Below are 12,913 nucleotides of genomic sequence, written 5' to 3' on the forward strand. Positions count from 1 at the left end.
CGCATCTTACCTACATTCAGAGATAGCCATTATGACTCAGACACAACCTCAAAGAACGACGTCGGATCTGGTGAAAGCGGCGGTGTCCGGCTGGCTTGGCACCGCGCTGGAATTCATGGATTTCCAGCTCTATTCGCTGGGTGCGGCGCTGGTCTTTCATGAAATATTCTTCCCGGAGCAGTCCGCTGCGATGGCGTTGATTCTGGCGATGGGGACCTACGGCGCGGGCTATATTGCGCGCATCGTCGGGGCGTTTATCTTCGGCAAAATGGGCGACCGGATCGGGCGTAAAAAGGTGCTGTTTATCACCATCACCATGATGGGGATCTGTACCACGCTGATTGGCGTTCTGCCAACCTACGCGCAGATCGGGATTTTTGCACCGGTTCTGCTGGTGACGCTGCGTATTATCCAGGGGCTGGGTGCCGGGGCGGAAATTTCGGGTGCGGGGACAATGCTTGCGGAATACGCGCCGAAAGGGAAACGCGGGATTATCTCATCGCTGGTCGCAATGGGGACCAACTGCGGGACCTTAAGCGCCACGGCGATATGGGCGGTAATGTTCTTCGCCCTTGACCGTGAAGAGCTGGTCGCCTGGGGCTGGCGCGTACCTTTCCTCGCCAGCGTCGTGGTGATGATCTTCGCCATCTGGCTGCGAATGAATCTCAAAGAAAGCCCGGTGTTTGAGAAGGTCAACGATGAGAGCAGCCCAGTGGTGACGGCAGAAGAGACCTCTCTGGGGGCGATGTTCAAAAGCAAATCCTTTTGGCTGGCAACCGGCCTGCGCTTTGGTCAGGCGGGAAACTCCGGTCTGATTCAGACGTTCCTCGCGGGCTATCTGGTGCAGACGCTGCTGTTCAATAAAAGCATTCCGACCGACGCGCTGATGATCAGCTCCATTCTCGGGTTTATCACGATCCCGCTGCTGGGCTGGCTCTCCGATAAGGTCGGGCGTCGTCTGCCGTACATTCTGCTCAATATTTCCGCCATTATTCTGGCCTACCCGATGCTGTCGATTATCGTCGATAAAAGCTACAGCCCAGGGGTGATCATGCTGTCGATCATCATCATCCATAACTTTGCGGTGCTGGGGCTGTTTGCGCTGGAAAACATCACCATGGCGGAGATGTTTGGCTCGCGTAACCGTTTCACGCGGATGGCGATTTCGAAAGAGGCCGGTGGTCTGGTGGCGGTCGGTTTTGGCCCGGTGCTGGCGGGGATTTTCTGCAACATGACCGGCTCATGGTGGCCGATTGTGGCGATGATGGTGGTCTACTCCCTGATTGGCCTGGTGTCTGCTTTCCTGATGCCGGAAGTGCGCGACCGCGATCTGAGCCTCGCGGAAGATGCCGCTGAAAAATCGGGTTCGGCAGTGCCTCTCGGGCATACGGTGAATCAGTAATCTGATGGGGCGGGAGCGTGATCCCGCCTTTTCTTCTCTTCTTGTATGGTAGTTGATGAAAATCAAAGATGTCATACCAATTGCGTGAGATGGTCTACCTCCTCAGATTCGACGACCTCTCACCTAAATGAGCCTTCTCATGAATAATAAATTGTTGAATGCCAAAGCGACACTTCCTGCTTATGACCGTAACACACTGGTACCACGTATCGTGCACCTGGGTTTCGGTGCGTTTCACCGCGCCCATCAGGCCGTTTACACCGATATCCTAGCGGCTGAGCATCATAGCGACTGGGGCTACACCGAAGTCAACCTGATTGGCGGCGAACAGCAGATTGCCGATCTCAAAGCCCAGGATAATCTCTACACCGTGGCGGAAATGTCCGCCGATGCCTGGACCGCTCGCGTCGTCGGCGTGGTGAAAAACGCGCTTCACGCGCAGGTAGATAGTCTGGAAACCGTGCTGGCCGCCATGTGCGAGCCGCAGGTGGCGATTGTTTCACTCACTATCACCGAAAAAGGCTACTGCCACGCGCCTGCGACCGGGCAACTGATGCTCGATCATCCGCTGATTGCCGCCGATCTGCAAAACCCGCAGCAGCCAAAATCCGCGCCGGGCGTGGTGGTCGAAGCGCTGGCACGCCGCAAAGCTGCGGGCTTACCGGCGTTCAGCGTGATGTCCTGCGACAATATGCCGGAAAACGGCCATGTGATGCGTAACGTCACCTGTGCGTATGCGCGTGCCGTTAACGCTGAGCTGGCAGACTGGATTGAAGCGAACGTGACGTTCCCGTCTACGATGGTCGATCGCATTGTTCCGGCCGTGACGGCAGAGACGCTGGATAAAATCGAACAGATTACCGGCGTTCGCGATCCGGCAGGCGTGGCCTGTGAACCTTTCCGCCAGTGGGTAATTGAAGACAACTTTGTCGCCGGGCGTCCTGAGTGGGAAAAAGCAGGCGCAGAGCTGGTGTCTGATGTGATTCCGTTCGAAGAGATGAAACTGCGTATGCTCAACGGCAGCCACTCTTTCCTTGCCTATCTCGGCTATCTGGCGGGCTATCAGCACATCAACGACTGTATGGAAGACGAAAACTATCGCCGTGCAGCCCATGCGTTGATGCTCAACGAACAGGCACCGACTCTGAAGGTAAAAGGGGTCGACCTGGGGCGCTACGCTGACCTGCTGATTGCGCGCTACAGTAACCCGGCGCTGCGTCACCGCACCTGGCAAATCGCGATGGACGGCAGTCAGAAGTTACCGCAGCGTATGCTCGATTCCGTGCGCTGGCATCTGGTGCATCAGCAGAGCTTCCCGCTGCTGGCGCTGGGCGTGGCAGGCTGGATGCGTTATGTCGGCGGTGTGGATGAAAGTGGAAACGCGATTGAAGTCTGCGATCCCTTGCTGACAACGATTCAGGCTGCGGTGAAGGGCAGTGCCGAAGGCGAAAGCCGCGTGAAAGCGCTGCTGGGAATTGAGGCGATTTTCGGCAATGAACTGCCGCTGGAAGCGCGTTTTGTGGATGCGGTAATGCACGCATATAAAATGTTGCTGGAGCAGGGCGCTAAAGCAACCGTGGCGCAGACTGTCTCTCAGAAATAATCTCGACTCATGCCGCCGCGTACGGCGGCATGTCATTGCACCTGTTAGTGCATTCCCAGACGAATCAGTTCAATCGGTTCGAACTTGCCTTCACAACCTTCCACTTCTACCGTTTTGTTGCGGCGTACCTGGGTCGCATCCAGCCCCTCGGCGTGAATTGCGCGGATAACCCCAATATGGCCAGTGCCGTTAATCATTACACGGCTGCCAGTGGTAATAGCGTTGCGGTTGCGGTCGTAAGTCATCATGGTTATTTCTCCTCTTCTCAACACATCACGGCGATATACAGTTCCAGCCGCTGACGGGAGAATATAAATACGCCTCTTGCGGCAACATTTTTTTGTTTTTGATCAAGGTCACACTTTTTTGTCAGCATTTTATCCGCATGGCCCCGCTCAGACGCAAATTGACAAAACGGACAATTGTTTTCGTTTATTGATAGTTCCGTCAGTGAACGGTTTAGCCTTCGTTTCAAATAGGCATGTCACTCTGAAGACAGATAAGTAATTATTTTTATTTGGATAAGGAAGGGCTTATGTACAAGAAAATATTGATGCCTGTGGACGTATTTGAAATGAATCTGAGCGATAAAGCAGTACGCCATGCGGAGTTCCTGGCGAAGGCGGATAACGCCACCATCACGCTGCTGAATATCTTGCCCATCAGCAGCCGCTCGTTGCTGCGCGGCTTTAACTCTGATATCAAAAAATTTGAGGCTTATATGGTAAACGAGTCAGAGAAAAAGATGAATGAATTAAAACGCTTGTTTGATATCGCGCCGGAGAATATTCACACCGAAGTACGTTTTGGCAATGTTCGCGATGAGATCATCAGTATGAGCAATAAAGATGATTATGAGGTGATTGTTATCGGCTCTAAGACGCCCGGTTTATCCAGCCATCTGCTTGGCTCGAACGCGGAATCTGTTATTCGCTACGCCAAAATACCGGTATTAGTGGTACGTTAATTTCTGGACCGCATCCCTGAATTCACGCGGGATGCGGTTTTCATTAATCTTCCGTAAACCAGTCGCTGTTTTCCTGGCGAATAAGCTGAACCGACTCGCCAATTTCCTGCAAATGCACGGTCATCGCTTTGACGATGGCGTCTCCGTCGCGTTTTTCCAGCGCGGCAAAAATATCGTGATGCTGACGCAGCAGCATTTCCGGCGGGGAGACGTGATCGAGACTCATATAGCGCACGCGGTCCATCGTCGCTTTGATATTTTCAATGGTATCCCACGCCAGCTGACAGTCGGCAATTTGCGCCAGCTTCTGGTGAAACTCATCGTCGAGCTGGAAAAAATCATTGATCTGTGTGCGTTCAATCGCAATGCGCTGCTGGTGGAGGTTTTGTTCCAGAAGGTAACACTGATGCTCGTCGACCAGCGACGCCGCCCGACGCACAACCGCGCACTCAATCGCCTGACGGACGAAACAGCCGTTGCGCACCTGCGAGAGGGAGATCTTATTGACGTAGCTGCCGCGCTGCGGGCGAATCTGAATCAACCCGTTTTCCGCAAGCTTAATAAAAGCTTCGCGAACCGGCTGGCGGGACACGTCAAAACGCACCGATACCTCTTTTTCAGAGAGCGGAGTGCCAGGCGGAATCAGGCAATGGACGATATCTCGTCGCAAAATGCGGTAGATTTGCTGATTAACAGGTTGGGTAGGATTAAGTTGCGATTCGGCGGCCATTGGATGTGGTTTCTCAGAGAGTTAACGCTTCAATACTACCATTCTTTTGCCGCGCATCCCATACCCGACCCGCAGGCCGGGCAGGGAAGTATCAGCCGCGATGCACGCTTAAACCCGCAAAACTCTGGCTAACAGGCATCATTTCGACGGTGTTGATGTTGACGTGTTTTGGCAACGTCGCGACCCACCAGACGGTTTCGGTCACATCTTCCGGCGTCAGGGCTTCGGTGTTCTCATAGGTTTTGCCTGCTTTCGCATCATCACCTTTGAAACGCACGTTGGAAAATTCCGTGCCGCCCACCAGGCCTGGCTCGATATCCGTCACGCGGATAGCCGTACCGTGCAGGTCGGTGCGCAGGTTCAGGCTGAACTGACGCACAAAGGCTTTGGTTGCGCCGTACACGTTGCCGCCCGCGTAAGGCCAGCTCCCGGCGGTAGAGCCGATGTTGATCACATGCCCACGGTTGCGCTCGACCATGCCAGGCAGCACCGCGCGGGTCATGTACACCAGACCTTTATTGTTGGTGTCGATCATGTTTTCCCAGTCTTCTACGCTGGCCTTGTGCGCAGGCTCCAGACCCAGCGCCAGACCGGCGTTGTTCACCAGAATATCAATGGCACGCCATTCGGCAGGCAGGTTCGCAAGCATCTCTTCAATGGCGGCACGATTACGCACGTCCAGCTGCGCCGTCAGAATGCTATCGCCAAGCTCGTCTTTCAGCTCCTGTAAACGCTCCTGACGACGGCCTGTTGCAATCACTTTATGCCCATTGGCGACGAAGCGACGCGTGATGCTTTCACCAAAACCCGCCGTTGCCCCGGTAACTAATACGATCATCTCACTGTTCCTCAACGCTTTTTGTGTTGTACAACCATAGCACGGCATCCGGCACACCGTTAAGGCAACTTTTGTATCGCTAAATGATCGACTTTTCCGTCAACAAAGGTGACGTCATCAGTAAATATCAGCGATACATTTATACCGCCTGGAATTCAAAACCGGGTCTTACTGGGCTTTTTAATCACCCCGGAAACAGAATATCTTGCAGCAATCCGTCTGCCGTTAATGGGGATTGCAGCTCACTGCTGCCTGTCCTACTCTGGGAGGATAATTATGTGCCCAGGAGTCAACGATGTCGGTTTCCAATCCATTTTTTGAAGTCAGCGTATTGCCTTATCAGGCGCCTCGATTCGACGTAATCGAAGACAGACACTACCGCCCGGCATTTGACGAGGCGATGCGCCAGAAGCGCGCAGATATTGATGCCATCATTGCTAACACCGCCGCTCCCGATTTCACCAACACCCTTCTGGCGCTGGAAAAAAGCGGCGCGATGCTTTCCCGCGTCAGCAGCGTCTTTTTCGCGATGACCTCGGCACATACCAATGATTTTTTACAGGAACTGGACGAAGCCTTTTCCACCGAACTGGCCGGACTGGCTAACGATATCTGGCTGAATAACACGCTATTTTCACGCGTCGCGGCGGTGCGGGAAGGGGCCGCGTCGCTGGATGCCGAGTCCCGTCGCCTGGTGGAAGAGACGTATCAGCACTTTATTTTGGCCGGTGCGCAGCTAACAGACGAGCAAAAAGCCGAGTTAAAAGCGCTGAATACCGAGGCCGCGTCCCTCACCAGCCAGTTTAATCAGCATCTTCTGGCGGCGGATAAAGCCGGTGGGCTGGTGGTGGATGATGTTCACCTGCTTGAGGGGCTGAGCGCCGAGGAGATCGCGACGGCCGCGCGTGCCGCTGCGGAAAAAGGGCTGGCTGACCGCTGGCTGATTCCGTTGCTCAACACCACCCAACAACCGGCGCTTGCGGCGCTGCACGACCGTAAGACGCGGGAAAAACTGTTCAGGGCGGGCTGGACGCGTACGCAAAAAGGCGATGAAAACGACACCCGTGAGATCGTGCTGCGCCTGGCACAACTGCGCGCGCGCCGCGCACAACTGCTGGGGTTCGAGAGTTATGCCAGCTGGAGCATTGCCGATCAGATGGCGAAAACGCCTGACGCAGCGCTGAAATTTATGCGCGGGATCGTCCCAGCCGCGAGAGCGCGCGCCGAACGCGAGCAGGCGGATATCCAGAAAGTGATCGATGGCGAGCAGGGGCATTTCAGCGTGCAGGCCTGGGACTGGGCCTATTACGCGGAGCGCGTGCGCCTTGATAAATATGCTCTCGATGAATCGCAGATTAAACCCTATTTCGCTCTTGATAACGCCCTGCGCGATGGCGTGTTCTGGGTGGCCAGCCAGCTGTTTGGCATCCGTTTTGTCGAACGTTTCGATATTCCTGTCTATCACCCGGACGTCCGCGTGTGGGAGATCTTCGACCATACCGGCGAAGGGATGGCGCTGTTTTACGGCGATTTCTTCGCACGTGATTCCAAAGGCGGCGGGGCGTGGATGGGCAATTTCGTTGAGCAATCCCATGAATTCTCCGCCCGCCCGGTGATTTACAACGTCTGTAATTACCAGAAACCGGCCGCTGGCCAGGCGGCGCTGCTCTCCTGGGATGATGTGATCACCTTGTTCCACGAGTTCGGTCACACGCTGCACGGTCTGTTTGCCGATCAGCGTTTTGCCACGCTATCCGGTACCAACACGCCGCGCGATTTTGTGGAATTCCCTTCGCAAATTAATGAACACTGGGCCAGCCATCCGCAGGTGTTTGCGAACTATGCCCGTCACTATCAGACCGGCGAGCCGATGCCGGATGCCTTGCGCGAGAAAATGCTCAGCGCGACGCAGTTCAACAAAGGCTACGACATGACCGAGCTGCTGAGCGCGGCGTTGTTGGACATGAACTGGCACGGCATCGGGGCGCAGGAAACGGTCAGCGATGTTGAGGCGTTTGAAACCGCCGCGCTGAAAAAAGAGGGGCTGGATCTGCCCGCCGTGCCGCCGCGCTATCGCAGCAGCTATTTTGCCCATATTTTTGGCGGCGGTTACGCGGCAGGCTATTACGCCTATCTGTGGACACAAATGCTGGCAGACGACGGCTATCAGTGGTTTGTCGAGGAGGGCGGATTAACGCGTGAAAACGGGCAGAAATTCCGTGAGGCGATTTTGTCGCGGGGGAATAGCAGTGATTTAGCTGAACTTTATCGTAAATGGCGCGGGCACGATCCGAGGATTGAAGCGATGCTCCTGAATCGTGGATTGAGTGAATAAGGTTTTCGCATGACGACTTTTCATCAACTTAATGCCACCAGCCTGCAAGGCCAGCTTATCTCTATGACCGACTATGCGGGGAAGCTGGTTCTGGTGGTAAACACTGCCAGCCATTGTGGCTTCACACCACAGTACGCCGGCCTGGAAATGCTCTACAAAAAGTACGCGGACCAGGGGCTGGTGGTGCTTGGTTTTCCCTGCAACCAGTTTGGTAAGCAGGAGCCTGGCGGCACTGAAGAAATTACCCAGACCTGCCGTATCAACTATGGGGTGAGTTTCCCGATGTTCGAGAAAGTGGAAGTCAACGGCGACGCGGCGCACCCGGTGTTTCGTTTCCTTAAAGAAGCCTTGCCCGGCGTGCTGGGAGGGCGAATCAAGTGGAACTTCACGAAGTTCCTGATCGGGCGCGACGGGAAACCGCTCAAGCGTTTTGCCCCCATCTCCACCCCGGAGAAAATGGAGGCCGCCATTGTTGCGGCACTTAAAATCTAAGCATCAGGGAAAGTCGAAAACATAAATGCCCTTACGGGCATTTATGTTTTACAGGCAACTATTCTGATATTACTGATTAAACAGCCAGTCTGTTACTCCAGCGTATTAATGGAAAAACAGCGCAATCAGAATAATGATGGGAATAGGAACGCCTAAGAAGAACAGTAATAATGAGCGCATTGTAGACCTCTCGCTTAATTAAAGATTATAAATCACGTTGACGGCCACCGAAGGTCGCACACAGGCTGGCGACAAAGGCACCGGCCAGCAGAGAAATAAATGTCCACAGCATGAGATAACTCGTGGTTTTGCGTGCGGTATCAGCAGCTTGCTGCGCTTTCTCCTTCGCTTCTTTTAATTTAGCCTGGGCTTTGTCATAGGTGCTCTGTACCCGCTGCTCAGCCTCTTGCTGAGTAATACCCGTGTTTTGAGCAATCAGCTGGGCGACATACTGACGATCTTCCTGAGGTAAAGCGCCGGTGGTTATGCTATTGGCAAATATGCCGGTCACTTCACCTAACTGTGCAGGAGAAACGTGTTGCTGAGAGGGCGCTGCAGGAGCAGGCGCTGCGGCAGGAGAGGCGGGATCGGCTGCGCCGTTTGCTGGTGTGCCCGGATTATTCGCCCTGAACAGTGAGTTAACAAAATAGTTCATTGACGAACCCTCTACAGGCGACGATCCGTTCGCCATACTTGCTGCACCCGTCGCCGTGGCCACCGCAGCACCTCCGGCAACGGTACCCACCACTTTAGCGCCCCCGCCAACGATGGCACTCATCGTGCTCGTTAACAGTGCTGCGGAGACCAGCGCCGCCACAGCCCAGGCTAAAAACCCGTGTGCAGTGTCGCGAAAGTAAACTTCATCGGTGTGGGTATCGACCCACTTCGAGCGCAGTCGTCCGGCTAAATAGCCGCCCATACCCGACGCAACAATTTGCGTGAACGTCAGCCAGGCGATGGCAGCGATACCCACCGTACCCGCGTCAAGCCCACGGCTTTCCCATGGCGACACGGACGTAAGCCCCAGGCCTGCGCCCAGAATCAGCAATATCAAAGAGAGGGATGCTGCGGCTGCGGCACCGGCAAAGATGGCGCCCCATGAGACGGCGCTACTGCTCGCGGCGGGCACGGGCAGGCGCGTATCAGGATACGTCGTGTTAACGGAGGCGTGTTCGTGAATGTGAGTCATAGCTGTTGTCCTTTGATTAATCTTTGCGTTCGGAACCAGGAACTGATTGAAAAAACAGGAAACATTATCACCTTCAACATTAAGACTCTTGAGGAGCCTGGTAATGCCATAGATAAAAGGGAAAGCTGTAAAACCTTAAAAAACGAAAACTTAAAAATCAGACTGGGAATGCATTCCACGAACTAAGGATAGTAGATAATTTTGCCCCTTCCGGATTTTTAACGTTATAAATCCGTTAGCAATGTAGATGACGGATTTTATAGTGAGCCGTAAATTTACCCGGCGCGGCAGGGTGAATGACACAAGAACTACTCTGCGTTGGCACTCTCGTCTGAGCCAAATAGGAGTCCACTTTGTGCCAGGAGCGGACTTTTTGCACTTCAGCCGCCTGGCGGGCGGCTCTCAGTCTTATCTCATTTCTCAGATTAAAAGCTCCAGTCCGCTGCTGTCGCGAGCGTCACAAACGGGCCAGCAAGGGTGGCGTTGTGATGGCTGATGATTTCATTAGCTGACAGGTAGCTGTTATCCATTGTCGTGTGCGCATCTGAAATCAGCACAGTCCTGAATCCCAACCCCGGCGCTGCACGGCAGGTAGTGTCCACACAGAATTCTGTTTTCATCCCAGCGATGACAAGTTGTTTTATTCCCCGCTTGCCGAGCTGAAGCTGCAGGCTCGTATCCCGGAAACAGCTGGGGTACTTTTTAATAAAAACGACATCTTGCTCAGCATTCACACTCATTTCGGGTATCAGCTGTGTGAAGGGACTTTGCTCAGAGAAGGGGGATTCGTCAGGACCGGTGTGACGGGCAAAAAAGACTGGCACTTGCGCTTGCCTGGCTTTTTGTAAAAGCAGGCAAATGTTTGACAAAACCGAGTCTGCGAGATGGGGTGACGAGGGGCCACGGAAAAGCCCCTGCTGCATATCGATAACTAAAAGTGCATTTTCAGATGAAATCATGGTGTATCTCCATTCAGTAAATCATGAACGGAGAGATTTTCTTCCCCGTCCGGTTTGGCGGGGAGTCAGAATCTGTTTTGTCAGGAGCCAGTCACAGATGCGCACACGCCGCCGAAGGTTTCGGTGGTGGTAACGGTTGTCGCTGGCTGAGCTGGCTTAATCATTTTCCGGCATTCTCTTATGAGTTGAGAATCAGTAAACACAACAAATCTTAAAAACGGCTCTTCATATTTTAGCACCGGGAATTGAAGATTTCAAAGGATATGTTTCCTGATTGATGACGTTCGCGGCTGGCATATTCCGACAAAAATTTAGCTTCCGCTCCTCGCTCAGCGCGGATCCCCCCAAGGGCAAGCATTAGAGAAGGGGTCAAGAGAAGATGAATCGGTGAATCTTTTGCGCCCTTCAGGATCGAAAGAGGTGTGATTACCGGTAACTGCGTAGTGCCGCCGGGAATACCTCGGTTAGCCAGTCAATAAACACGCGTAACCGGTGCGTCATGTGCCTGTTCTGGGGATAGACGACATAAAAAGGATAACTCGCGGGGCGCCATTCTTGTAGGATCTCAACCAGTGTGCCGTTGTTCAGTTCTTCTTTCGCCGCATAGCAAAAGGTCTGGATGATTCCCATTCCCGCCAAGGCCGCAGCCAAATGCGCATTACTTTCGTTAACCCCGATGTGATGCTGCGTCTTCATCTCCCGCTCTTCACCTTCTACGATAAAGCGAAAAGGAAAGGCTCTGCCCGTCAGCGGAGACAAATAGCTCACCAGCTTATGTCCATTTCTTAATTCTTCCGGATACGCAGGTACACCAGCGGCTTTCAGGTATCCCGGCGTAGCGCAGGTCACCATCGGGGCATCACCAATGTGGCGGGCGATCAACGAGGAGTCATTGAGAGCGCCACCGCGAATGACACAGTCCACATTTCCGCTAATAAGATCCACCGGCCTATCGGAAACGCCTAAATCGATTTTGATTTCCGGATAGCGCTGCAAAAAATCCGGTAACGCCGGGATCAGGACTTCACGTGCGGTAGAGCCGCCGACATCAATACGCAGATACCCTTTAGGTCTGCTCTGCAAGGCGCTAAACGACGTGTCTATCTCCTCAATATCAATGAGCACCCGCGAGGCTTTTTCATAATAGTCCTGACCCTCTGACGTTGCGACGACGCGCCGGGTCGTACGATGTAAAAGACGCACGCCGAGATGGGCCTCCAGTGATTTAACCAGCTTACTTAATGTGGCATTCGGCAGATTCAGTGAATCCGCTGCCCGCGTAAAACTGCCCGTTTCCACCACCCGCGTAAACGCACGCATAGCCATTAACTGATCCACGTTCTGGTTCTCCGTGAGGGAGTTGATTATTCACCTGTAGAAAGAGTGTTTTCTACTTTTGCTAATTTATCAATAATTTCTCTGCGGCTAGAGTGAGTTCACAGGCTGAATGACGGCCCATTCGAACCCACAACCGAGGATATGGATAATGAGTAAACCACTTTCAGACAAAATTGCCCTGGTCACGGGCGGCAGCACAGGAATCGGTCTTGCCAGTGCTCAGGAACTGGCGGCGCAGGGGGCAAAAGTCTACATCACCGGACGTCGTCAGCAGGAACTGGATGCGGCCATAGCGTTGATCGGCCCGTCGGCTAAGGGGATTCGGGCCGATATCTCCCGTCTTAGCGATCTGGATAATGTTTACGCACAAATTGCAGAAGAGTCGGGGCGTCTGGACATTCTGTTTGCTAACGCCGGTGGCGGAGATATGCTGGCGCTGGGTGAAATAACGGAAGAACATTATGACCGGATTTTCGGGACCAATGTTCGCGGAGTATTATTCACCGTCCAGAAAGCACTGCCACTGCTTGGTGCCGGTTCATCCATTATTCTCACCGCTTCCACCGTTTCGGTAAAAGGGACGGCTAACTTTAGCGTGTATAGCGCCAGTAAAGCCGCAGTGAGAAACTTTGCTCGCTCATGGGCGCTGGACTTGCAGGGGCGGGGTATTCGGGTAAATGTCGTGAGTCCGGGTCCGGTCAAAACGCCTGGATTAGAGGGGCTGGTTGCCGAGGAACAGCGTCAGGGCCTGTTTGATGTGCTGGCGGCGCAGGTTCCGTTGGGCCGGATTGGTGAGCCAGCGGAAGTCGGCAAAGCCGTTGCGTTTCTGGCGTCTGATGCCGCCAGTTTTATCAATGCCATAGAGCTGTTTGTTGACGGTGGTATGGCGCAGATTTAAAACTGATATCACACCGTCAAATCCTACGAGGCGACGGTTTTTCAATGGACGGCTGGTGTCACGCAGTTTTAACGCCACAGTGTGACAGCGCACAATGCGGTTCCAGCCATTCCTGCTGGGTTTTGTCATCTCGCAAAACATAGCGACCGTTTGCAAATCACA

At 53.8% G+C, this 12,913-nt stretch carries 12 protein-coding genes; 6 read left to right on the top strand and 6 right to left on the bottom strand.

Features of this window, described 5'->3' with window-relative positions:
• The first annotated feature begins 31 nt into the window (after window positions 1-31).
• Both ACB496_RS09800 and ACB496_RS09805 read left to right on the top strand, forming a co-directional pair.
• A complete protein-coding gene (locus ACB496_RS09800) occupies window positions 32-1,402 on the top strand; it encodes an MFS transporter (RefSeq protein ID WP_123428061.1) in 1,371 nt (456 codons plus the stop codon).
• A gap of 139 nt (window positions 1,403-1,541) precedes the next feature.
• Window positions 1,542-3,005: a mannitol dehydrogenase family protein gene (locus ACB496_RS09805; protein WP_371975068.1), complete on the top strand. Its 1,464-nt coding sequence runs from the start codon at window positions 1,542-1,544 to the stop codon at window positions 3,003-3,005.
• A gap of 44 nt (window positions 3,006-3,049) precedes the next feature.
• Here ACB496_RS09805 and ydfZ read toward each other — a convergent pair whose 3' ends face one another.
• Window positions 3,050-3,253 (bottom strand): putative selenium delivery protein YdfZ, encoded by a 204-nt coding sequence (gene ydfZ, locus ACB496_RS09810; RefSeq protein WP_100780267.1) that lies wholly within the window; start codon window positions 3,251-3,253, stop codon window positions 3,050-3,052.
• Between the two features lie 287 nt (window positions 3,254-3,540).
• Here ydfZ and ACB496_RS09815 point away from each other — a divergent pair, with 287 nt between their 5' ends.
• Window positions 3,541-3,972, top strand: coding sequence for a universal stress protein (locus ACB496_RS09815; protein ID WP_248860164.1), 432 nt, complete (start codon window positions 3,541-3,543; stop codon window positions 3,970-3,972).
• A 43-nt stretch (window positions 3,973-4,015) separates the two neighbouring features.
• Here the strand turns inward: ACB496_RS09815 and ACB496_RS09820 are convergent, their stop codons facing one another.
• Together ACB496_RS09820 and ydfG are read right to left on the bottom strand one after the other, a co-directional pair.
• On the bottom strand, window positions 4,016-4,702 hold the full coding sequence (locus ACB496_RS09820) for a GntR family transcriptional regulator (RefSeq protein WP_100780265.1): 687 nt from the start codon (window positions 4,700-4,702) through the stop codon (window positions 4,016-4,018).
• A 91-nt stretch (window positions 4,703-4,793) separates the two neighbouring features.
• A complete protein-coding gene (gene ydfG, locus ACB496_RS09825; RefSeq protein ID WP_102103648.1) occupies window positions 4,794-5,540 on the bottom strand; it encodes a bifunctional NADP-dependent 3-hydroxy acid dehydrogenase/3-hydroxypropionate dehydrogenase YdfG in 747 nt (248 codons plus the stop codon).
• Window positions 5,541-5,835: 295 nt separating this feature from the next.
• Here ydfG and dcp point away from each other — a divergent pair, with 295 nt between their 5' ends.
• Together dcp and ACB496_RS09835 are read left to right on the top strand one after the other, a co-directional pair.
• Entirely contained in the window at window positions 5,836-7,875 is a 2,040-nt protein-coding gene (gene dcp, locus ACB496_RS09830) for a peptidyl-dipeptidase Dcp (protein WP_371975069.1), read from the top strand.
• A gap of 9 nt (window positions 7,876-7,884) precedes the next feature.
• Window positions 7,885-8,367 carry a glutathione peroxidase gene (locus tag ACB496_RS09835; RefSeq protein ID WP_371975070.1) on the top strand — a complete coding sequence of 161 codons (483 nt, stop codon included), beginning with the start codon at window positions 7,885-7,887 and terminating at the stop codon, window positions 8,365-8,367.
• Window positions 8,368-8,572: 205 nt separating this feature from the next.
• Here the strand turns inward: ACB496_RS09835 and ACB496_RS09840 are convergent, their stop codons facing one another.
• From ACB496_RS09840 to ACB496_RS09850, 3 genes are all read right to left on the bottom strand, one after another.
• Window positions 8,573-9,556 (bottom strand): hypothetical protein, encoded by a 984-nt coding sequence (locus ACB496_RS09840; protein ID WP_371975071.1) that lies wholly within the window; start codon window positions 9,554-9,556, stop codon window positions 8,573-8,575.
• Between the two features lie 425 nt (window positions 9,557-9,981).
• Window positions 9,982-10,515, bottom strand: a complete 534-nt coding sequence (locus ACB496_RS09845; protein ID WP_371975072.1) for a cysteine hydrolase family protein — start codon at window positions 10,513-10,515, stop codon at window positions 9,982-9,984.
• A gap of 426 nt (window positions 10,516-10,941) precedes the next feature.
• Window positions 10,942-11,853, bottom strand: a complete 912-nt coding sequence (locus ACB496_RS09850; protein ID WP_371975073.1) for a LysR family transcriptional regulator — start codon at window positions 11,851-11,853, stop codon at window positions 10,942-10,944.
• Window positions 11,854-12,001: 148 nt separating this feature from the next.
• Here ACB496_RS09850 and ACB496_RS09855 point away from each other — a divergent pair, with 148 nt between their 5' ends.
• Window positions 12,002-12,751 carry an SDR family NAD(P)-dependent oxidoreductase gene (locus ACB496_RS09855; protein WP_371975074.1) on the top strand — a complete coding sequence of 250 codons (750 nt, stop codon included), beginning with the start codon at window positions 12,002-12,004 and terminating at the stop codon, window positions 12,749-12,751.
• Window positions 12,752-12,913: the final 162 nt, after the last annotated feature.

This window comes from Lelliottia nimipressuralis (genome assembly GCF_041464075.1).
GTDB classification, from domain to species: domain Bacteria; phylum Pseudomonadota; class Gammaproteobacteria; order Enterobacterales; family Enterobacteriaceae; genus Enterobacter; species Enterobacter nimipressuralis.